General features: G+C 63.3%; 17 protein-coding genes. 6 read left to right on the forward strand and 11 right to left on the reverse strand.

The features are described 5' to 3' along the window. Positions 1 to 14: 14 nt before the first annotated feature. The gene (locus VKR55_RS19000) at positions 15 to 1,238 is read right to left on the reverse strand and encodes an ABC transporter substrate-binding protein (protein WP_324405627.1); all 1,224 of its coding nucleotides are present in this window, start codon (positions 1,236 to 1,238) and stop codon (positions 15 to 17) included. 75 nt (positions 1,239 to 1,313) lie between these two features. Next, positions 1,314 to 2,003: a cysteine hydrolase family protein gene (locus VKR55_RS19005; protein WP_324405628.1), complete on the reverse strand. Its 690-nt coding sequence runs from the start codon at positions 2,001 to 2,003 to the stop codon at positions 1,314 to 1,316. A gap of 151 nt (positions 2,004 to 2,154) precedes the next feature. Here VKR55_RS19005 and VKR55_RS19010 point away from each other — a divergent pair, with 151 nt between their 5' ends. Beyond that, on the forward strand, positions 2,155 to 5,712 hold the full coding sequence (locus VKR55_RS19010) for an indolepyruvate ferredoxin oxidoreductase family protein (RefSeq protein WP_324405655.1): 3,558 nt from the start codon (positions 2,155 to 2,157) through the stop codon (positions 5,710 to 5,712). 136 nt (positions 5,713 to 5,848) lie between these two features. On the opposite strand, the gene VKR55_RS19015 is transcribed toward VKR55_RS19010, so the two are convergent. From VKR55_RS19015 to VKR55_RS19030, 4 genes are all read right to left on the reverse strand, one after another. Beyond that, positions 5,849 to 6,877 carry a S1C family serine protease gene (locus VKR55_RS19015; RefSeq protein ID WP_324405629.1) on the reverse strand — a complete coding sequence of 343 codons (1,029 nt, stop codon included), beginning with the start codon at positions 6,875 to 6,877 and terminating at the stop codon, positions 5,849 to 5,851. An 83-nt stretch (positions 6,878 to 6,960) separates the two neighbouring features. After that, entirely contained in the window at positions 6,961 to 7,410 is a 450-nt protein-coding gene (locus tag VKR55_RS19020; protein ID WP_324405631.1) for a hypothetical protein, read from the reverse strand. 10 nt (positions 7,411 to 7,420) lie between these two features. Beyond that, positions 7,421 to 9,019 (reverse strand): GMC family oxidoreductase, encoded by a 1,599-nt coding sequence (locus VKR55_RS19025; protein WP_324405633.1) that lies wholly within the window; start codon positions 9,017 to 9,019, stop codon positions 7,421 to 7,423. 149 nt (positions 9,020 to 9,168) lie between these two features. Then, entirely contained in the window at positions 9,169 to 10,395 is a 1,227-nt protein-coding gene (locus VKR55_RS19030; RefSeq protein WP_324405635.1) for a cytochrome P450, read from the reverse strand. 165 nt (positions 10,396 to 10,560) lie between these two features. Here VKR55_RS19030 and VKR55_RS19035 point away from each other — a divergent pair, with 165 nt between their 5' ends. The 4 genes from VKR55_RS19035 to VKR55_RS19050 all read left to right on the forward strand — a co-directional run bounded on the left by VKR55_RS19035 (position 10,561) and on the right by VKR55_RS19050 (position 14,591). Then, on the forward strand, positions 10,561 to 12,231 hold the full coding sequence (locus VKR55_RS19035; RefSeq protein WP_324405637.1) for a flavin-containing monooxygenase: 1,671 nt from the start codon (positions 10,561 to 10,563) through the stop codon (positions 12,229 to 12,231). Between the two features lie 170 nt (positions 12,232 to 12,401). Further along, positions 12,402 to 13,172: a thermonuclease family protein gene (locus VKR55_RS19040; protein WP_324405639.1), complete on the forward strand. Its 771-nt coding sequence runs from the start codon at positions 12,402 to 12,404 to the stop codon at positions 13,170 to 13,172. A 700-nt stretch (positions 13,173 to 13,872) separates the two neighbouring features. Then, positions 13,873 to 14,139 (forward strand): hypothetical protein, encoded by a 267-nt coding sequence (locus VKR55_RS19045; RefSeq protein WP_324405641.1) that lies wholly within the window; start codon positions 13,873 to 13,875, stop codon positions 14,137 to 14,139. Positions 14,140 to 14,249: 110 nt separating this feature from the next. Further along, a complete protein-coding gene (locus tag VKR55_RS19050; RefSeq protein ID WP_324405643.1) occupies positions 14,250 to 14,591 on the forward strand; it encodes a hypothetical protein in 342 nt (113 codons plus the stop codon). Between the two features lie 69 nt (positions 14,592 to 14,660). On the opposite strand, the gene cyoD is transcribed toward VKR55_RS19050, so the two are convergent. The 5 genes from cyoD to VKR55_RS19075 form a co-directional block, all read right to left on the reverse strand. After that, positions 14,661 to 15,050: a cytochrome o ubiquinol oxidase subunit IV gene (gene cyoD, locus VKR55_RS19055; RefSeq protein ID WP_324405644.1), complete on the reverse strand. Its 390-nt coding sequence runs from the start codon at positions 15,048 to 15,050 to the stop codon at positions 14,661 to 14,663. After that, positions 15,047 to 15,673, reverse strand: a complete 627-nt coding sequence (locus VKR55_RS19060) for a cytochrome (ubi)quinol oxidase subunit III (protein WP_324405646.1) — start codon at positions 15,671 to 15,673, stop codon at positions 15,047 to 15,049. Before VKR55_RS19060 ends, cyoD begins: the two co-directional genes overlap by 4 nt. Continuing rightward, positions 15,673 to 17,667 (reverse strand): cytochrome o ubiquinol oxidase subunit I, encoded by a 1,995-nt coding sequence (gene cyoB, locus VKR55_RS19065; RefSeq protein WP_324405648.1) that lies wholly within the window; start codon positions 17,665 to 17,667, stop codon positions 15,673 to 15,675. Before cyoB ends, VKR55_RS19060 begins: the two co-directional genes overlap by 1 nt. Beyond that, on the reverse strand, positions 17,657 to 18,505 hold the full coding sequence (locus VKR55_RS19070; RefSeq protein WP_324405650.1) for a cytochrome ubiquinol oxidase subunit II: 849 nt from the start codon (positions 18,503 to 18,505) through the stop codon (positions 17,657 to 17,659). The genes cyoB and VKR55_RS19070 overlap by 11 nt, the downstream gene beginning before the upstream one ends. 107 nt (positions 18,506 to 18,612) lie before the next feature. Next, positions 18,613 to 19,437: an amidohydrolase family protein gene (locus tag VKR55_RS19075; RefSeq protein ID WP_324405652.1), complete on the reverse strand. Its 825-nt coding sequence runs from the start codon at positions 19,435 to 19,437 to the stop codon at positions 18,613 to 18,615. Between the two features lie 132 nt (positions 19,438 to 19,569). Here VKR55_RS19075 and VKR55_RS19080 point away from each other — a divergent pair, with 132 nt between their 5' ends. Then, positions 19,570 to 20,991 (forward strand): M20 family metallopeptidase, encoded by a 1,422-nt coding sequence (locus VKR55_RS19080; RefSeq protein ID WP_324405653.1) that lies wholly within the window; start codon positions 19,570 to 19,572, stop codon positions 20,989 to 20,991. The last annotated feature ends 204 nt before the right edge of the window (positions 20,992 to 21,195 follow it).

Consider the following 21,195-nt stretch of genomic DNA (forward strand, 5'->3'; position numbering starts at 1 on the left):
TTAGCCTGCGTCGCTCAGTTCGTCCTGACTTCATCCGTCAGGATCGGCCCAAACAGAACCCAGCGCTGGCCATCGAACCGCATCATCTGGAATTGCTTGTTGATGCGCCAATCATCCGGTTCGGTTGCGGTGGTCATCCCGGGCAGCGCGAGGTCGGCGACGTAGCCGTGGATGTTGGTCGCCTGCTTCATGATGTTGGCGCGCGTGAGATCGTCACCGCATTGCTGGAGGATGTGCACAAGCAGCTCGGCGGTCGAGTAGCCATAGGTCGCGATGCCGCTATTGGCGTCTTCGGCCGGAGCCCATTTCGCCATGAAGGCCTTGTAGCGCTTCATCCCCTCGTCGTTGGCCCATTGCGGGTCGAGCGGGTCCTTGCCGTAGTTGACTGAAATGATGCCCTTGGCGTTGTCGAGGCCGGCCGGAACCAGGGTCTGGCTGACCGGTGTCGCGTTGATATCGAGAATGTGGACGGGCTTCCAGCCGAGCTCGGCGGCTTTCTTGATGGCCTGCGCACCGAATTTCGGCGTCGTGATGTCATAGAAGAGATCGGCGCCGGATGCCTTCAGCGTCACCATCTGCGAGTCGACGGTCGGATCGGACAATTCGTAGGACGCCTGGGAGACGATCATGCTCCCGGCCTTCGCGCCGAGCCCGTCCCTCAGTCCCTTCACGTAGTCTTTTCCGAGATCGTCGTTCTGAAAGAGGATGCCGATCTTCGCGTTTGGATAATTGGCGAGAATGTATTTTGCGTAGATATGGCCTTCCGACTGGTAGTTGGGGTTGAAGGCGATCGTCCACGGGAAATGCTTGGGATCGGTGAAGCGTGTGGCGCCTGTCCCGGCCAGAAGCTGGGGCACCTTTTTCTCGTTCAGATACTTCTGGACCGCGGCATTCGGGGGTGTACCGATGAGCTGGAAGGTGGTCAGGACTTCGTCGCTTTCGACAAGCTTGCGCACCTGCTCGACCGTCTTTGGCGGATTGTAGGCGTCGTCATACTGGATGAGATTGATCTTGCGCCCGTTGAGTCCGCCTTGTTCGTTGATCATGTGAATATAGGCCGCCTGCACCTTGCCGATGCTGCCATAGGCGGAAGCCGGTCCACTGAGAGGAATGGTCTGACCGATCTTGATCTCCGTGTCGCTCGCGCCCGTGTCGTATTTCTTCTGTGCGAGCGAGGGCGTTGCGAATGCCAAGCCGAGCGTCAAAACGACAGCAGCCGTTGACCTGAATAGACTCATGCTCTCCTCCCGAAAATGCGGTCGCGATGCGTCGCCGCGCCGTCATGCGTGAGGCTATACCAAAAAAAGCCGGGATCAAACCTGCATGGCCTTGAGCACGGCGGCAGAGTCCGTGACCCAGCCGAAGATACCGCCTTGCGCCTTGATCATGTTCAATCCCGCCTCGTGGAATTCCGGGAAGTAGGAGGCGCAGCCGTCCGAGATGACGACGCAGCGGTAGCCGCGGTCGTTGGCTTCGCGCACCGTGGTGTTAACGCAGACCTCGGTGGTCACGCCGCACACCAGGAGATTTTCGATGCCGCGCTTGGTCAGGATGTCGGAGAGTTCGGTGGCGTAGAACGCGCCCTTGCCGGGCTTGTCGACGACGATCTCGCTGTCGAGCGGATAGAGTTCCGGAATGATGTCGTGACCGGCCTCGCCGCGGATCAGGATCCGTCCCATCGGACCGGGATCGCCGATGCGAAGCGCTGGCGCGCCGCGCTCGACCTTGGCGCGCGGGGCGTCCGACAAATCAGGCAGATGGCCCTCGCGGGTGTGGATGACCAGCATTCCCATCTCGCGCGCGGCGGACAGCACAGCTCCAACCGGCTTCACCGCGCGCGCAAGCTGGCTCACGTCGTTGCCGAGGGTCTCGCCGAACCCGCCGGGCTCCATGAAGTCGCGCTGCATGTCGATGATGATGAGCGCCGTGGCTGACCAATCGACCGCGATCGATCCCGGCTCTGCGGCGATCGTGCCCGTCGTGGCTTGTTTTGCATCCGCCATAAGTCTTATCCCCGGCAAAACCTGCGTTGCAAATCGAAGCAAGCGCCATGCCATCCGTGCAATGCGCGAGCGGCGCAAGTCCTGATGAATCAGTCATAGTCGACCGATTCAGACCCTCATAGCGCCGCCCGCCCGCGGCTACGATATTGACATTGATGTCACATGCTTTTCACTTGCGCCGTCAGCCCGGGCGCCTGATCAGGCCGCCCACCAAAAACATGTTACGGAGCCAACCAAGATGACGCTGATGCAGGTGGGGCTGGACGATAAATACCGCCTTGAGGCCAAGCGCATCTACCTGTCCGGCGTGCAGGCGCTGGTCCGCCTGCCCATGCTGCAGCGCGAACGCGATCGCGCCGCCGGCCTCAACACCGCGGGCTTCATTTCCGGCTATCGCGGCTCGCCGCTCGGCATGTACGACCACACGCTGTGGCGCGCGAAGACGTTCCTTCAAGCCCATGACATCAATTTCGTTTCCGGCCTGAACGAAGACCTTGCCGCGACCGCGGTCTGGGGCAGCCAGCAGGTCGGGCTGTTCCCCGGCGCCAAGGTCGATGGCGTGTTCGGCATCTGGTACGGCAAGGGACCGGGCGTCGACCGTTCCGTGGACGTGCTCAAGCACGCGAATTCGGCGGGCTCCTCGCGCCATGGCGGCGTGCTGGCGCTCGCGGGCGATGACCACGGCTGCCAGTCCTCGACGCTCGCGCATCAGAGCGAGCAGGTCTTTGCCGCCGCGCTGATGCCGATCATCAATCCCTCGACGTTGCAGGAATATCTTGATCTCGGGCTCTATGGCTTTGCGCTGTCGCGCTATTCCGGCTGCTGGATCGGCTTCAAGGCGATCGGCGAGACGGTGGAGAGCTCGGCTTCCATTGATTCCGATCCCGAGCGGGTCAAGGTGGTGATCCCCGCCGATTTCGAGATGCCGCCGGGCGGGCTCAACATCCGCTGGCCCGATCCGCCGCTGGAGGCGGAGAAGCGGCTGTTCGGTCCCAAGATGGAAGCCGTGAAGGCGTTCGCCCGCGCCAACCAGCTCGACAGGATCGTGCTTGACGGCAAGCCGGCGCGGCTCGGCATCATCACGACCGGCAAGGCCTATCTCGACCTGAAACAGGCGCTCGCCGATCTCGGCATCAGCGACCGCGACGCCGAGGCTTTGGGCCTTCGCATCTACAAGGTCGCGCTGACCTGGCCGCTGGAAGAGAGCGGCGCCAAGAGGTTCGCCGAAGGTCTTCAGGATGTGCTTGTGGTCGAAGAGAAGCGCGGCTTCATCGAAGACCAGCTCATGCGCATTCTCTATAACGTCGACGCCTGGAAGCGTCCGACCATCGTCGGCAAGCGCGACGAGGCAGGCAGCCCGCTGTTGCCGAGCGAGGGCGAGCTGACCCCGACCGTGGTCGCGTCTGCGCTGGTGGCGCGGCTGCGCCGGCTCGGGCATCAGAGTCCTGTGCTGGAACAGCGGCTGGCGCGGCTCGTCGCTTTCGACCAGCCCGCAACCGGCAACGCCCCGATCACGCTGCAGCGAACGCCATTCTTCTGCTCGGGCTGCCCGCACAATACGTCCACCAAACTGCCCGAGGGCAGCCGCGCCATGGCCGGCATCGGCTGCCACGGCATGGCGCTCTCGATTCCCTCGCGGCGGACCGCGACCATCACCCATATGGGCGGCGAAGGCGCGAACTGGATCGGACAGGCGCCGTTCACAAACGAAAAGCATATCTTCCAGAATCTCGGCGACGGCACCTACACTCATTCCGGCCTGCTGGCGCTCCGCGCGGCGGCGACGAGCGGCGTCAACATCACCTACAAGATCCTCTATAACGACGCGGTCGCGATGACCGGCGGCCAGCCGGCCGAAGGCGGCTTTACGGTGGCGCAGATCGCCCACCAGGTCTGGGCCGAAGGCACCATGCGGCTCGCCATCGTCTCCGACGATCCCGACAAGTACCCGGCGAATTGTTTCCCGCCGGGCGCGACCGTGCATCATCGCCGCGACATGGACGCGCTGCAGCGCGAACTGCGCGAGGTGCAGGGGCTGTCGGTCCTGATCTACGACCAGACTTGCGCCGCCGAGAAGCGCCGGCGCCGCAAGCGCGGGCTCTATCCCGATCCGCCCAAACGCGTCTTCATCAATGACCTCGTCTGCGAAGGCTGCGGCGACTGCTCGGTAGCTTCGAACTGCGTCTCGGTGCAGCCGCTCGACACTGAATTCGGCCGCAAGCGCCAGATCGACCAGTCGAACTGCAACAAGGATTATTCCTGCGTCGAAGGCTTTTGCCCGAGCTTCGTCACGGTCCATGGCGGCTCGCTGAAGCGGCTGAAGAACTCCGCGGTCGATTCCGGCCAGCTCTTCGCCGACCTGCCGCTGCCAGCGGCTCCGTCACTCGACAAACCCTACAACATTCTCGTCACCGGCATCGGCGGCACCGGCGTCATCACCGTCGGCGCGCTGCTCGGCATGGCAGCCCATGTCGACGGCAAGGGCTGCTCGGCGCTCGATTTCACCGGGCTGTCGCAGAAGAACGGCGCGGTCATGAGCCATGTCCGCATCGCTGCGAAACCGGAAGACCTCGCCACCGTTCGCATCGCCAATGGCGGCGCCGATCTCATCCTCGGCTGCGACATGGTGGTCTCGGCGGGCACGACCGCCCTCTCCCGCGTCGACCGTGGCGTGACCAAAGCCTTCGTCAACGCCGATCTGCAGCCGACTGCAAGCTTCGTGCAAAACCCCGATATCGACTTCGAGCTGGGCGCGATGCAGACCACGCTGCGCGACGCCATCGGCGAGCGCAATCTCGACATCATCGATGCGACCGGCATCGCCTCGGCCTTGATGGGCGACAGCATCGCCACCAATCCTTTCATGCTCGGCTATGCGTTCCAGAAGGGCGCGATCCCGCTGTCGCTGGAAGCGCTGTTCCGCGCCATCGAGATCAACGGCGCGGCGATCGAGATGAACAAGCAGGCCTTCACCTGGGGACGCCTGGCGGCGCATGACATGTCGCGCGTCAGAAGCGTGATCCAGTTCAAGAGCCGCGCCGGCGCACCCGTGAAGACGCTCGACGACCAGATCGCGCTCCGCGCCGACTTCCTCGCGCAGTATCAGGACAAGACCTATGCCGATCGTTACCGCGACGCGGTTACGAAGGTGCGGAAGGCCGAGAGTGCGGCAGCGTCTGCCTCGACCGAGCTTACTGAGGCCATTGCCAAAAACCTGTTCAAGCTGATGGCCTACAAAGATGAGTACGAGGTCGCCCGGCTCTACACCGATGGTAGCTTCGCAAAGAAGCTCGCAGACAAGTTCGACGGCAACTATCAACTCAAATTCTATCTGGCGCCGCCGATCTTCGCCAAACGCGACAGAAACGGCCGGCTGATGAAGAAGGAGTATGGCGGCTGGATGATGGGCGCGTTCCGCTGGCTGGCGAAGCTGAAGGTTTTGCGCGGCACCGCCTTCGATCCGTTCGGCCGCACCGAGGAACGCAGGACCGAGCGGCGCCTGGTCGAGGATTATTTCGCTGACATCGAGCAGCGCACGGCAAGTCTGAAGCCGGAGCAGATTCCGCTGCTCTCAAAACTCGCGCGCATCCCAGAGACGATCCGCGGCTACGGCCACGTCAAGGAAGAGAGCATCAAGAAGGCCGCGGCCGAAAAAGCGCGGCTGGAAGCGGAACTCGAGAACAGCCGTTTTGCGGCGGCCGCGGAGTGACCTTCGTCATTGCTGCGAGCGAAGGGATCGTAGGGTGGACAAAGGCGCGTTAGCGCCGTGCCCACCATCTTTCCGCGCGACCTGACGATGGTGGGCACGCTTCGCTTTGCCCACCCTACGCGCAATCGCATTTTCCTCAGCTCTGCCGCACCACCGGCTTTCGCTCGACCGGATAGATCTCGATCGCCCGCAGGCGGCCGAGCCGTAGCACCTCCATCGCGAGCGTCTTGCCGATGCGGTCGCGATCGAGCACGCGGATCAGGTCGTCGACGCCGTGGATCTCGACGCCATCGAGCCTGATCACGACGTCGCCCGGCAACAATCCTGCCTGCGTCGCTGGGCCGTCCGCTTCGATGTTCATCAGAAGCGCGCCCATCTTGTTCTCGACACCGGCGACGACGGCGTGCCGCCGTGGCACAGGCGCAGTCTGGCCGGACACACCGATATAGGCGCGGCGGACATAGCCGTGGCGGATGATCTCCGACAGCACGAACTGCGCGGTGTTGCTTGCGACCGCAAAGCAGATACCCTGCGCGCCGTTGATGATCGCGGTGTTGATGCCGATCACCTCGGCATTCGACGACACCAGCGCGCCGCCCGAATTGCCGGGGTTGAGCGCCGCATCGGTCTGGATCACGTCCTCGATGATGCGGCCAGAGACCGAGCGGATCGAGCGGCCGAGCGCCGACACCACGCCGGCCGTGACCGTCGATTCGAAGCCGAGCGGATTGCCGATCGCGACGACGAGCTGGCCGCGCCTGAGCCGCTTGGAATTGCCGAGCGCGGCGTAGCGCAGCTCGCGCGCGCCGTTGGCGCGCAAGAGCGCCAGATCAGTGTCGGGATCGACGCCGAGCACATGCGCATCGCTCACAAAGCCTTCGACGTCACGCAGGCGAATCTCCTTCGAAGCGCCCACGACATGGCTGTTGGTGAGCACGAGCCCGTCCGGCGAGATGACGATGCCCGAGCCGAGACCGCCGCGCTCGCGCATGTTGCGCACTTTGGGTCCAGTCTCCACGCGCACGACGGCCGGACCGACACGCTCGGTCACGTCGATCACGGCGTGGGAATAGGCATCGAGCAGCGGTTGGTCGTTGAGAGGGGCAGCTCCGTTCGCGCCGGCCGACGGGCCGTCAGCGGCGAAGCTCGAGGTTGGGTCCAACATGGGCGGGATTCCTTTTGGGTCCCTCAGATGGTGCCCCGCCGAACGCGCCGCAAGGGTCGGAAGGCTTGGCCCTGCCCGAACGGCTAGGGTGCGCGCCTGAGCTTCGCTGGCCGCGCCTTGACGGGATCGAGCAGCGACCAGTCGCCGTCCGGCAGCACGTAGCCTTTCGGAAACGGGGCGCGCAGCTCGAGCCCGAGCGAGCGCAGCACGCGGTCGTCGCGGTAGTAGCATTGCAGGATGACGCGAGCGAGTGTCGCGGCCGGCCCACCGCCGCTGGCGCGAAATTCCTGCACCACCGCATCGCGCTTGGCGTCATCGAGCGCCGCCAGCGGTTGGCCTGCGAGACGCGCGATGTGGTCGAGCGCTGCGGCAACCATTTTGGTGTCGCGGCCGAGTGTCGCGATGATGTCCCCCTGGATCGCGGGATCGTCGGCGCCGGGCACTTTGTATTCGCTGCTCTCAGGGATCATCATGCCGGCGATGACGCGCAGATCGTCACGCTGCGCTGACGTCAGAGACTTTTCGACAATCATTTGAAAATCCTCAATCAAAGAGATCGGCCAGCCGGCTCTTCATCTGGTCTGCGATGTAGAGCGCAAGCGCCTGAATCGTGGACGTCGGATTGACGCCGCCCGAAGTGACGAAAATGCTGCCGTCGACGACGAAGAGGTTCTTCACGTCATGCGAGCGGCCCCATTCGTTGACCACCGAGCGCTCGGGATCGGTGCCCATCCGCGCGGTGCCGAGCAGGTGCCAGCCACCCCAGGGGATCGGAGAATTGACGCAGACGTCGGTCGCCCCGGCCGTTTCGAGAATCTCGCGGCCGCGCGCCAGCGCATGCTCCATCATCTTCCGGCTGTTCTCGCTGATCGTATAGTCGATCTTCGGCGCCGGAATACCGTGGCTGTCCTTCAGCACGGGATCGAGCGTCACGCGGTTGTGCTCCTCGGGCAGATCCTCGCAGATCGCCGAGACGTGCAGGCGATGGCCGTTCAGCTTGCGGAAGACACGGTGATGATCCTTGCCCCACGGCAGAATGCCCTTCTGCTCGCTCGCCACCGCCTCGAACACGGGCCCCGCGCCACGGCCGAACTGGATGCCGTAGCCACGGACAAAGCCGCGCGACAGATCGGTATCGTAGAATTCCTTGCTCCACAGGCAGGTCGGCGGCGCGCGGTTGGAGTCGGTCGGCTCCTTCACGAAGCCATAGGTCTGCGCGTAAGGGTGGAACATCAGGTTCTTGCCGACGAGGCCGGATGAGTTGGCGAGCCCGTTCGGAAATTTTCCGGACACCGAGTTCAGCAGCAGCCGCGGCGTGCCGACGCCGTTGCAGGCGATGATGACGACTTCGGCCGGCTGGAATTGCTCGACGCCATCCTTGTCGTAATAGACGACGCCGGAGGCCATGCCATGTTCGTTGGTGGTGATCTCGCGCACGCGGCAATGGGTCTTGAGCTCGACGCCGGCGCGGATCGCGTGTGGCCAATAGGTGATGTCGGTCGAGGCCTTTGCGCCTTGCGCGCAGGCCGGCGTGCAATGGCCGAGATTGATGCAGCGCGCCCTGCCCTCATAATCCATGGTCGCAACCGTGGTGTCCGACGGCCACCAGTGCCAGCCGAGCCTGTTCATGGCCTTGGCGATCAGGGGGCCGGAGAGACCGAGCGGCTGCGGCGGCATCGGCGGACGCGTCAGCGGCGACAGCGGATCGCCCGACAGGCCCGAGACGCCCATCATGCGGTCGTTCTCTTCGTAGAACGGCGTCAGCGCATCGTAGTCGATCGGCCAATCGTCGGCGACGCCATCGAGCGTCTTCACCTTGAAGTCACTTGGATGAAGCCGCGGCCAGTGCGCGGTGTACATCACGGTCGAGCCGCCGACGGCGTTGAAGTTCACGACCTTGATCGGTGAATTGTCGTCGTTGATCGGATAGTCCTCGGCGCGGCCGCGGATGTTCGGGCTGGTTGCCCATTCGCCGTAGAATTTTGCCTCCCAGTCGCGCCCGGTCGACGGATATTCCGACTGCTTCATCCAGTCGCCCTGCTCGAGGCAGAGGATATGCATCTTGGTGTCGGCCAGCGACCACGCAACCGCGGCGCCGGACGCTCCGGCGCCGATGATCAGGACGTCAACGGGTTGGTTCATTCCTTTTCCTCTACGTCATTCCGGGATGGTCCGAAGGACCAGACCCGGAATCTCGAGATTCCGGGTTCGCCTCTTCGAGGCGCCCCGGAATGACAATTCTTTTCTTGTTGCGGAAACAATGGATTGCTTCGCTTCGCTCGCAATGACGATCAACTCACAATCCTTACCGGCAGCGAGCGGATGCCGCGGATGAAATTCGAATAGAGGCGTTTCACGGGTCCCGCAATCTCGAAGCGCAGATCGCGCTTCAGGATCTCCTCCCAGAGAATGCGCAATTGCTGCTCGGCCAGCCGGTCGCCGACGCAGCGATGGATGCCGGCGCCGAAGGAAAGATGCTGCCGCACCTTCGGCCGCTCGACAATGAACTCATCCGCACGCTCGATCTTGTCCTCGTCGCGGTTGCCGGAGATGTACCACATCACAACCTTGTCGCCCCTGGCGATCTTTCGCCCGCCGAGTTCGGCATCGCGCCGCGCGGTGCGGCGCATGTGCAGGACCGGGGTGTGATAGCGGATGATCTCGGAGACGAGATTTCCGACCAGTTCGCGCTTCGCGGCTACCAGCTCGAATTGCTCCGGATTTTGACAGAGCGCGAGCAGCCCGCCGCTCATCGAATTACGCGTGGTGTCGTTGCCGCCGACAATCAGGAGCCCGATATTGCCGATGAACTCCGCGGCGTCCATGTTCCGCGTCGCCTCAGAATGCGCCATCATCGAGATCAGGTCGAAGGTCGGCGGCGCGTTGACCCGCGCGTTCCAGAGCTGGCGAAAATGGCCGCCCATGTTGATGAGCTCGGCGGTGCGCTCCTCTTCGGAATGCACCACCGCGTCCGGCGAATTGACATTTGCGATCGCGACATCCGACCACCAGGTCAGCTTCATCCGGTCTTCCCAGGGAAAATCGAACAGGGTCGCGAGCATCATGTTGGTGAGATCGACCGAGACGCGCTCGGCCCAGTCGAAGACTTCGCCCCGCGGCAGCGCGTCGAGCACGGCGGAGGTGCGTTCGCGAATCAGGGTCTCGAAATTGGCGAGATTCGACGGTGCCACGATCGGCGCCACCGTGCGGCGTTGCGCGGTGTGGCCGGGCGGGTCCATGCGGATGAAATTCGGGCGCTCCTGCCCCCTCGGCTGGTCGGCGACCTGGATGCCGCCGAGCTCGGAGGCCGACGAATAGGTCTCGTGGTCGAGCTCGACCGCGAAAATGTCGTCGTAGCGCGTCACCGACCAATAAGGCCCGTGGGGCGAAGCCTCGCAGTAGTGCACGGGATCGTGGCGGCGCAACTCCGCAAACAGCGGCCGCCAGGTGTCATCCTGGTAGAGCTGGGGATCGCTGACGTCGATCGATTGAAGCCTGCTTTGCAGCGCCTGGGCCATCGTTCTGTTCTCCCGTCGCCTTTCCAAGGGCGATCGGCACCTCGCGACGATAAGGCGATAGGCCGATGCTAGTCAAAGGCCGCGCAGCGATGCAACCCAGCAAATCGCTGGCGCATGGATGGAAGCAATGGAAGGGTTTGTTCGTGCCGGCAAGATTGGCTAGCTTTGGTCAAAACCACAATCGGGGAACGCCTGAAGGTGCCGACTTCGCCGAACCAGATTCCGCCGGACGAAAGATCGGGTCTGGATTTCGACGCCATCATCGTCGGCGCCGGGCTGTCCGGCATGTACCAGCTTTACCGGGCGCGCGAGCTGGGCTTGCGCGTCCGCGTGTTCGAGGCCGGCACCGAGGTCGGCGGCACCTGGTACTGGAATCGCTATCCCGGCGCGCGGTTTGATTCGGAGAGCTATTCCTACGGCTACTCTTTCTCCAAGGAGCTCCTGGAGGAATGGGAATGGTCGGAGCATTTCGCCGGCCAGCCGGAAACGCTGCGCTATTGCCAATATGTCGCCGACAAGTTCGACCTGCGTCGCGACATCCAGTTCAAAAGCCGCGTCACCGCGGCCCACTACGACGAGGCCACGCGAAGCTGGACCGTCACACTTGAAGACGGCAGCCGCTTTACGACGCGCTTCCTGATCACCGCGATCGGCCCGCTGTCGACGCCGACGCTGCCGCGCATCGAGGGCATCGACAATTTCAAGGGAGAACGCTTCCACACCGCGCGCTGGCCGAAGCAGCCGGTGGATTTCAAGGGCAAGCGGGTCGCCGTGATCGGCACCGGCGCCACCGGGGTGCAGACGATCCAGACGATTGCGGGCGAGGTCGGCCATCTCACCGTGTTCCAGCGCACGCCGAACTGGTGCGCGCCGCTTCACAACGGCAAGATCGACGCCGAGACGCAAAAGAAGATCAAGGCCGGCTATCCCGAAATGTTCGCGCGCTGCCGCGAGACGTTCGCCTGCTTCATCCACACCCCCGATCCGCGCGGCGCGTTCGAGGTGTCGGATGAGGAGCGCGAAGCGTTCTACGAGAAGCTTTATGGCGAACGCGGCTTCGGCATCTGGCAGGGCAATTTCAAGGACATTCTGATCGACCGCAAGGCGAACAAGACCATCGGCGACTTTGTCGCGCGAAAAATCCGTCAGCGCGTCAAGGACCAGAAGATCGCGGAAAAGCTCATTCCGAAGAACCACGGCTTTGGCACCCGCCGCCTGCCGCTCGAGACGTTCTATTACGAGGTCTATAACCGCGATAATGTCGAGTTGGTTGACATCACGGAGACGCCGATCGAGCGCATCACGCCTTTTGGCATCAAGACCAGCGACCGTGACTTCGCCTTCGATATCATCATCTTTGCCACGGGCTTCGACGCCATCACGGGCGCCTTCGACAAGATCGACGTCCGCGGAGCCGACGGCGTCCGGCTGAAGGACAAGTGGAAATCGGGGCCCGAGACCTATCTCGGCCTAATGGTGCATCAATTTCCCAACATGATGATGCTGATGGGCCCGCACACCGCGCTCGGCAACATCCCGCGCAGCATCGAATACAGCGTCGACTGGGTGACGGGCCTCGTGCGCTTCGCGCGCGAGCAGGGACTGACGCGGCTCGAGGCCACGCCTGAAGGCGTCGCGTCGTGGACCGATCACGTCAAGGCGCTAGGCGTCGGGCTCCTCTCCAACGAGGTCGATTCCTGGATGACGGGCATCAACCGCAATGTCGAGGGCAAGACTGTCCGCATCGTCGCGCGCTACTCCGGCAGCGCGCCGGCCTATCGCGCCCGCTGCGACGAGGTCGCGGCGAACGGATACGGCGAATTGAGGTTGGCATAGCCCTTCATTTTTCGTCATGCCCGGGCTCGAGCCGCCCGCGGGGCCGAAGCCGCTTCGGCGCGGCGACGGCCCGGCCATGACGAGTTTTGCTATTTGCAGCAAGCATAGCGCCGGCACGCAGATGTGCTAGAGAACAGGCAGTTCATTGCTGGCCTGGTTTTGAAAAGCACATGCTGCGACGTCTTTTCCCGATCTTCCTCATCCTCGGTGCCATTCTCTCCGCGAACCCCGCGCGCGCCGCCAATGTCATCGTCCGCGACGGCGACACCATCCAGCTTGGCGATGTCGTCTTCAGGCTCGATGGCATTGACGCGCCGGAATTCGACCAGATCTGCATCGACGACCATGCCGATCCCTGGAGCTGCGGCGTCGCGGCGCGCGATCACCTCACCGGGCTGATCAACGGCCGTGCCGTGCATTGCGACGACCTCGGTCGGGACAAGACCAAGAAGCGTCATATCGGCGTCTGCACGGTCGAGGGCGAGGCCACGAGCCTGAACCAGCAGATCGCCAAACAGGGATTCGCCGTCAGCGTCGAACCGTCGCTAAAGGTGCACGTCAAGGATGACGCGACGAGCGCGGAAGCCGACAAAAGCGGCATCTGGAAGGGCTGCTTCGCAACGCCTCAGGATTTCCGGCTCGGCAAGAAGGACGGCGCGCTGCTCGGCAGTGCCTGCCGCGCCGATCGCGACAAGGAAATCCGCGCCATGCTGTTTCCCGACGATCTCGCGCAGCCTCCAGGCTGCGCGATCAAGGGCAAGCGCGCGGTCCGCGCGCGGGTGACCGGTAACATCGGCATCTACCATCTGCAGGGTTGCCTCAGCTACGCCGGGTTGACCCGGCCGGACCGCTGGTTCTGCTCGGAAGATGACGCCCGGGCCGCCGGCTACCGCCGCGCCTTCAATTGCCGCGCGCCGAAGCCAGCGAGCGCGAGCAAGTAAGTAAGCGGCGCGCCCTGGCGGCTTACCAGTTCCACGACCACGACCACCTCGGCGACATTGAATTGCCATCTGCCCACATCCGAGGTGCCGGCCTCGGATTTCGGTGACGGACCCTGGCCTGGCGCCTCGGCGCTGGCAGGGCCGGCGGCTTCATCTCGGCACGGGCCTCGATCGTCGCGGGCGCAGGCGCGGCCGCAACCGGCGGTAGCGGGGCTGCGGCAGCCACTGGTGGCGACGGCGGAATGATCGTGGGGACGGAGGTGTCAATCACGACCTTGTCTGGCAACTTGCGCTCGGATTGGATGCGGATCGTCTCTTGAACCGGGGTTTCGGTCACGGCGCCTTGTGCGGGCGTTGAAGGCGCGCCTGGAGAGTACCAGTTCGCCAGAAGGAGAATGGCGACAAGCACGCTGCCGACCCAGAAGAAGTATCGAGCTACGAGCACCGCGTGTACCGGCCTTCACATTGGCAAACAGTGTAGCAACGAGACAAATACGCGCTGAGGTTTTGGTTCCAAACTGCGGCAACAGCGCGGACGACGCCTGTTTATTTGTTGTCGGCACGGCCTTTTCGTTAGCGATGACACGACAAAGTGACCCGCTTCCGCCGCAGGCGTCGTTGCAGCTGTGCCGAAAGGGAACAGCCATTCGCTGGATGTGTTGTTGGCAAGGGGGTCGGTGTGTCCTTTGGGAGTCCCGTCATGACCGACACCAAAAAAGACACCCAGCACCAGGACGGCATCGTCGACACCAGAGACACCCGGCACGGGACTTACGACCCGGTCAGCGGTGTCGACATGAAATACCGCGTCAGGGACAACGCGACTCCGCATGAGCGCGCGCAGTGGGCGGCGGACGTGCGCGCGGAGCCGTCGCCCGACGCCGCGGAAGAGTTTCTCCCCGAAGCCCTACGCCGCGCTCCGGCACCGCCGCTCAACAAGCGAACGGGACGCAATCGTTGCGAGTAATTTGAGCGATCGGGAACCTCTGCGTTGTCACCGCGCTGTGATGCGAGCGCGGGGAACATCGTGCCTCACATTCAGTTGATCGCCCGTTATCAACCTTAGGGAGAAATGCCATGCAGGCTCTCAAGTTCGCCGCCGCTGCTGCGCTCGTCGCCAGCACGATGGCCGGCCCCGCCATGGCGCGGGACTATTGCGCGACCCATCGCTGCTATCACCACTACTATCATCGCGGACCCATCGGCGCCGCGGCCGATGTTGCGGGTGGCGCAGTCGGCGCGGCCGCCGGCGTTGCAGGAGCTGCGATCGGAACCGCGGGCGCGATTGCCACCGCGCCGTTCCGCCGCCCCTATTACAACTCCTATGCCTATGATTATTACAGCCCTCAAAATGGCTTCGCCTGCCGGCCGGGTACCTGGTTCAAGGGAGAGGACGGCCGTCGGCATCCCTGCCAGTAGCGATATCTGCACCACACCGAGCACAAAGGGCGGCCTTATCGGCCGCCCTTTTGTTTCGCACGCGCCAGCTCAGCGCTGCATCTGCATGATCTGATCCATCGGCGGCATGTTGTTGTTCAGATTATCCATGATCCACAGCGAACCGCCGATCACCAGGAACACGATCAGAAGCCCGAAGGCGAGCGCCATCACGTTGTTGGTGTTGTCGGGCCCGGTCGTGATGTGCAGGAAGAAGACGAGATGCACGCCCATCTGCGCGATCGCGAGCACAATGATGGCGACAGGGATCGACGGCTGCCAGACGAGGTTCGTGCCCGCGACAAAGAACGACGTCGCCGTAAGCAGCAGTGCAAGGGCGAGGCCGACGAGATAGCCGAGCACGCGAAGCCTGACGCTGACGACCTCCTCATCGCCCGGCGCCAGATCGGCCCGATGGTGCGTATCGTGAAGCTCGCTCATGCCGCGCTCCCGAGCAGATAGACGACCGAAAATATCGCGACCCAGATGATGTCGAGCGCGTGCCAGAACAGCGCAAAGCAGAGGAAGCGGCGCTGGATGTCGGCGCGGAAGCCCTTGGCAAAGACCTGAGCCATCATGGTGAGCAGCCACAGCTCGCCGCCGGAGACGTGCAGGCCGTGGCAGCCGACCAGGGTGAAGAACGCCGACAGGAACGCGCTGCGCGACGGGCCCGCGCCGCGCGCGACGAGGTCGGCAAATTCGCGGAACTCGATGGCGAGGAAGCCGAGGCCCAAAACGCAGGTCACGGCCATCGCGATCTGGAACCAGAGATGGCTGCGCGCCTCGACCGCGACACTCGCCATGCCGCAGGCGAAGCTCGACAACAGGAGAAAGATCGTCTCGATCGCGACGTTGCGGAGGTTGAAGAGCTCTGCCCCGCTCGGGCCTCCCGCGGTCTGTCCCTGGAGCACGGCGTAGGCCGCGAAGAAGCAGGAGAACATCACGATGTCGCTAAGCAGGAAGATCCAGAAGCCGTAGCCGGTGATGATACGCTTCGACGCCGGCCCCTCATGCGCAGCCTCGGCAAGCCCCGGGAGCTGGTGCGCGATCGCGATGTCCGTCATCACAAGTCCCCCGCGGCGGTGATGAGCTCGCGGCGCGCGGCGCGGTTGGCGCGGTCGATCCGCGCGACCTCGTCGGCCGGAATCTCGTATTCATCCTTGTCGCGCCAGGCAAACACCACGAACGTCGCGAACGCGCCGATGAAGCCCACGATCACCATCCACCAGATGTGCCAAATCATGGCAAAGCCCATCACGGTCGCAAAGAACGCACAGACGAAGCCGGTCGGCGAATTGCGTGGCATATCGATCGGCCCGTAGTCCGGCTCCTTGACGCCCTCCTCCCGCGCGCGCCGCTTCATCGCCCAATAGGCGTCCTCGCTGGTCACGCTGGGCATCACCGCGAAATTGAACGCGGGCGGAGGCGAGGCGGTGGCCCATTCCAGCGAACGGCCGTCCCAGGGATCGCCGGTCGTATCGCGAAGCTCCTCGCGATGGCGGATCGAGACCACGAGCTGCATGATCTGGCAGATGATGCCGGCCAGGATGATCCCGGCGCCAATGCTCGCGATCATCAGCCAGGGCCGCCATTCGGGCACGTCGAAATGCTGCATCCGCCGGGTCATGCCGAGGAAGCCGACGGCATAAAGCGGCATGAAGGCGACATAGAAGCCGATCAGCCAGCACCAGAACGCGGCCTTGCCCCAGCCCTCATGCAGGCGGAAGCCGAAGGCTTTCGGGAACCAGTAGGTGTAGCCGGCAAACGCGCCGAACAGCACGCCGCCGATGATGACGTTGTGGAAGTGGGCGACCAGGAACAGGCTGTTGTGCAACAGGAAGTCCGCCGGCGGCACCGCGACCAGAACGCCGGTGAGGCCGCCGATGATGAAGGTCACCATGAAGCCGATCGACCACATCATCGGGGTAAAGAAGCGGATGCGGCCGGCGAACATCGTGAACAGCCAGTTGTAGATCTTCACCCCCGTCGGCACCGCGATGATCATGCTGGCGATGCCGAAGATCGCATTGACGTCGGGCCCCGCGCCCATGGTGAAGAAGTGATGCAGCCACACCATGAAGGAGATGACGCAGATCGCCATGGTGGCGAGCACCATCGAGCGGTAGCCGAACAATGGCTTGCCGGAGAACGTCGCGACCACCTCGGAGAAGATGCCGAACGCCGGCAGCACCAGGATGTAGACCTCCGGATGCCCCCACGCCCAGATCAGGTTCATGAACATCATGACGTTGCCGCCGGCTTCGTTGGTGAAGAAGTGGAAGCCGAGATAGCGGTCGAGGATCAGCATCGCCAGCGTCGCCGTGAGGATCGGGAAGGCGGCGATGATAAGGAGATTCGAGGCCAGAGTTGTCCAGCAGAACATCGGCATGCGCATGTAGTTCATGCCCTTGGTGCGGATCTTGAGTACCGTCGTGACCAGGTTGATCCCTGCCACCAGCGTGCCGATACCGGAAATCTCCAGCGACCACAGATAGTAGTCGACGCCGACGCCCGGCGAATAGGTCAATTCCGACAGCGGCGGATAAGGCAACCAGCCGGTGCGCGCGAACTCGCCGACCACGAGCGAGATGTTGACGAGCAGCGCGCCGGTCGCCGTCAGCCAGAAGCCGACCGAGTTGAGCGTCGGGAACGCCACGTCGCGCACGCCGAGCTGCAGCGGCACCACGAGGTTCATCAGCCCGATCACGAACGGCATCCCGACGAAGAAGATCATGATGGTGCCGTGCGCGGAGAAGATCTGGTTGTAGTGCGCCGGCGGCAGGAACCCTTGCGAATGAAACGCGACCGCCTGCTGCGCGCGCATCATGATGGCGTCGGAGAATCCGCGCAGCAGCATCACGCATGCAAGCAACGTGTACATCACGCCGATGCGCTTGTGGTCGACGCTGGTGATCCATTCGCGCCAGAGATAGGGCAGATGGCCGGCAACGACGACCCAGATCAGCACGGCCAGGATCACGACCAGCACCACCGCGCCGGCAATGAGCGGAATCGGCTGATCGAAGGGGATGGCGGACCAGGAGAGCTTACCGAACATTGCTGGCACCGGTGTTGGCGGCTTCCTGCGGACCAGGTCCCGGCGGGATCCTCTGGGTCGCGATCGCCGTAAACAGCAGGGGATCGTCCAGCCGATAGATCGCCTTGTCCTTCGGCACCGACTGCTTGAGCAGCTCTTTGCGGTAGCTGTCGCCGTTCAACACATGATCGCTCTTGACCGTGTTGGCGGCAAAGCTTGCAAACTCCGGCTCCGAGACGACCTTGACGTCGAACATCATGTCCGGAAAGCCGTCGCCGCTGAAATGCGCCGACAAACCCTGATAGTTGCCCACTTCGTCGGCGCGCAGCTCGAGCCGCGTCACCATGCCGTTCATGGTGTAGATCATGCTGCCCAGTTGCGGGATGAAGAACACATTCAACACGCTCGCCGAGGTGAGCCTGAAATGCAGCGGCGCGCCGACCGGCACGGTCAGCGTGTTGACTGTCGCAATGCGCTGATCCGGATAGATGAACAGCCACTTCCAGTCGAGCGACACCACCTGGATGGTGACGCCCTGTCCCGTTCCCGGAACGGGCCTTGCCGGATCAAGCTGATGCGAGCCGATCCAGGCGACGCCACCGAGCAGAATGATCGTCAGCGCCGGGATCGACCAGACCACGAGCTCGAGCCGGCCGGAATACTCCCAATCCGGCCAGTAGAATGCGCGCCGGTTGGACTGGCGAAAGTACCACGCGGAGGCGAAAATCGCGACGATCGTGGGCACGACGATCGCAAGCATGATCGCGATCGAGTCGATCAGGATCGTCATGTTGGCGGCCGCGATCGGGCCTTGCGGATCGAGGATGTTCATCGGCGAGCCAACTACCTCTTGCCCCACGCAAGTAGCCTAGCGCAGATGCGCCTTGACGACAAACACGATGGGTTTTTGTTCCTTCGCAAACGTTCCAGATCACAAAATTCCCGTCGTCGGCTTGGATCATCTTGCTACAATTTGTAATTCCAGCCGATCCATTCACAGAGTCCGCGGCCCATCACGTCCGCGAGGTCCTTGCCCTTGAGCCAGGGCAATTCCTCGGTGAAGAACGTCACACATTGCCGGTAGCTGCAGGGCATGCGCGTGATGTCGGTGCCCCAGAAGAAGCGTTTCGGCCCGAACGCATCGAAGATGCGGTGCAGCCCGTCCTGGATATTGCGGAAAGGATAACGTTCCGTCGAATAGTGCGGCGCGCCGGTCGCCTTGACCGCGACATTCGGCAATTTCGCGAGCGCCACCAGTTCATCGAGATGGATGAACGCTTCCGCGTCCTGGCCGTGGCGGTTGAGCCCGCAATGGTCGACGATCATCTTCAAGCTCGGATGACGCTCGGCGATCTCGCGGAATTTCTTCAGAAACAATCCGCCCAACATCGCGATCGGCAGCCCTTCCTTCTCGGCCGCCGGCCACAGCCATTCCAGCGAGCCGTCATAAAGCCATTGCTGCTGCTCTTCGAGCAGGAACGGCCAGCGCAGACCCATCATGCCGGGCTGATTGCGCCAGCCATGGATCAGGTTGCGGTTTTCCGGATTTTGCAGCGGAAAATTGCCCAGAATCGCAAAGCGATCCGGATATCTCTTCGCCGCCTCGATGGCGACCGCATTGGCGTCAGGGTCCCAGCCCGATGGCGGATGGATGAGCGCTGCGTCGACCCCGGCCTCGTCCATTTCCGCCAGAACCTGCTCGGCGGTGAATGTCTCGACCTTGCGGTGCAACCCGGACGTCGGCACCACCGTCTGCGACCAGATATGGACCTGCGCGTCGACGATCTTCATGGGCGGCTCCCCGATTTTTGTTCTGGTTGGCCCCGATCATGCATGAACGGGCTGCAGTGCGGCAACTTCAAATCGGCCGGCGAAACTGCTAACAAATCGCTTCCTCCATCTGGCGACCCTGGGATCAAGAACATGGATAACCGAAGTGACATCTGGCGTGGCGTCGACACGATCAAGCCGCGTTTTACCGCGCTCGCCGACCGGGTCTGGGGCATGCCCGAAGTCTGCTACACCGAGGCGCGCTCCTCCGCCGAGCATCTGGCTGAACTCAAGCACCAGGGTTTTCGCATCACCGAGAAGATCGCCGGCATTCCGACCGCCATGATGGGCGAATGGGGCGAAGGCGGTCCGGTCATCGCCTTCCTCGGCGAATATGACGCGCTGCCGGGCCTGAGCCAGGAAGCGAACATCGCGGAACATCGCCCGATCGAGGCCGGCGGCCACGGCCATGGCTGCGGCCATAACCTGCTCGGTTCGGCCGCGCTGCTCGCCGCGACCGCCGTGAAGGATTGGCTTGCCACCCACAAGGTGCCGGGCCGCGTGCGCTATTACGGCTGCCCCGCGGAGGAAGGCGGCGCGGCGAAAACCTTCATGGTGCGCTCGGGAGCGTTCGATGATGCCGATATCGCGCTGACCTGGCATCCCCACAGCTTCTGGGAAGTGGTGGTGACGCCGTCGCTTGCCAACACCCGCGCCGACTTCACCTTCACCGGCCGCACCTCGCATGCCGCGGCGTCGCCGCATCTTGGCCGCAGCGCGCTCGATGCGGTCGAGTTGATGAATGTCGGCGTCAACTACATGCGCGAGCACATGCCGAGCGATGCGCGCGTGCACTATGCGCTGATTGATACCGGCGGCATCGCGCCCAACGTCGTGCAGGCTCATGCCCGCGTGCGCTACTCGATCCGCGCCCGCGATTTGCCAGGTATGAACGAGCTGGTCGAGCGCGTGCACAAGATCGCGCAAGGCGCTGCGCTGATGACGGAGACCAAGGTCGAGATGAAGATCATCTCGGCGGTCTCCAATGTCCTGCACAACACGCCTCTGGAAGAGGCGTTGCAGCGCATCATGGAGGACTTGGGCCCGCCGCATTTCGATGACGCCGACAAGGAATTTGCCGCACGGATCCAGGCGACGCTGACCGAGAAGGACATCGCAAGCGTCTATCACACGATCGGCATGGAGCCGACCGACCGGCCGCTCGCCGATTTCATCGTGCCGCTCGACGCCAAGCGCAATCCGCTGACCGGCTCGACCGATGTCGGCGACGTGAGCTGGGTGGTCCCGACCGCGCAGGTGCATGGGCCCACCATCGCGATCGGCACGCCCTTGCACACCTGGCAAGTGGTGGCGCAGGGCAAGAGTCCGCACGCCCACAAGGCCATGGTGCAGGTCGCCAAGGCCATGGCCGCGCTCGGCGTGAAAGCGCTGACCGAGCCTGGGCTGATCGCCGCGGCAAAAGCAGACTTGAAGAAACGCACCGCGCGCACGCCCTATGTCAACCCGCTGCCGCCGAGCGTCTCACCGCCGCTGGATATGTCGCTGACTTCGTAGGGCGGATTAGCGAAAGCGTAATCCGCCATTTTTGCGTCAGCGAGCGGCGGATTACGGCTGCGCCTAATCCTACTGAGTCATTCGGTCGCGTCCACGGGTGCCAAGGAATCAAGTAATTGAAGAGATTCATAATTTGGCAGGCGGAGGGCCGGATGGATCTCAGGGAAGGTGGGGATAGCGAAAGGCGGTTTGAGGCGTATGTAG

The organism is Bradyrhizobium sp., from assembly GCF_035309285.1.
Taxonomy (GTDB): Bacteria; Pseudomonadota; Alphaproteobacteria; order Rhizobiales; family Xanthobacteraceae; genus Bradyrhizobium.

What these genes read in the sequence shown, in the direction of transcription:
- VKR55_RS19015 (WP_324405629.1), bottom strand. Translation starts at nt 6,877, where the DNA reads ATGTTGGACCCAACCTCGAGCTTCGCCGCTGACGGCCCGTCGGCCGGC.
- VKR55_RS19030 (WP_324405635.1), bottom strand. Translation starts at nt 10,395, where the DNA reads ATGGCCCAGGCGCTGCAAAGCAGGCTTCAATCGATCGACGTCAGCGAT.
- VKR55_RS19005 (WP_324405628.1), bottom strand. Translation starts at nt 2,003, where the DNA reads ATGGCGGATGCAAAACAAGCCACGACGGGCACGATCGCCGCAGAGCCG.
- cyoD (WP_324405644.1), bottom strand. Translation starts at nt 15,050, where the DNA reads ATGAGCGAGCTTCACGATACGCACCATCGGGCCGATCTGGCGCCGGGC.
- cyoB (WP_324405648.1), bottom strand. Translation starts at nt 17,667, where the DNA reads ATGTTCGGTAAGCTCTCCTGGTCCGCCATCCCCTTCGATCAGCCGATT.
- VKR55_RS19025 (WP_324405633.1), bottom strand. Translation starts at nt 9,019, where the DNA reads ATGAACCAACCCGTTGACGTCCTGATCATCGGCGCCGGAGCGTCCGGC.
- VKR55_RS19040 (WP_324405639.1), top strand. Translation starts at nt 12,402, where the DNA reads ATGCTGCGACGTCTTTTCCCGATCTTCCTCATCCTCGGTGCCATTCTC.
- VKR55_RS19045 (WP_324405641.1), top strand. Translation starts at nt 13,873, where the DNA reads ATGACCGACACCAAAAAAGACACCCAGCACCAGGACGGCATCGTCGAC.
- VKR55_RS19020 (WP_324405631.1), bottom strand. Translation starts at nt 7,410, where the DNA reads ATGATTGTCGAAAAGTCTCTGACGTCAGCGCAGCGTGACGATCTGCGC.
- VKR55_RS19080 (WP_324405653.1), top strand. Translation starts at nt 19,570, where the DNA reads ATGGATAACCGAAGTGACATCTGGCGTGGCGTCGACACGATCAAGCCG.
- VKR55_RS19000 (WP_324405627.1), bottom strand. Translation starts at nt 1,238, where the DNA reads ATGAGTCTATTCAGGTCAACGGCTGCTGTCGTTTTGACGCTCGGCTTG.
- VKR55_RS19060 (WP_324405646.1), bottom strand. Translation starts at nt 15,673, where the DNA reads ATGACGGACATCGCGATCGCGCACCAGCTCCCGGGGCTTGCCGAGGCT.
- VKR55_RS19050 (WP_324405643.1), top strand. Translation starts at nt 14,250, where the DNA reads ATGCAGGCTCTCAAGTTCGCCGCCGCTGCTGCGCTCGTCGCCAGCACG.
- VKR55_RS19075 (WP_324405652.1), bottom strand. Translation starts at nt 19,437, where the DNA reads ATGAAGATCGTCGACGCGCAGGTCCATATCTGGTCGCAGACGGTGGTG.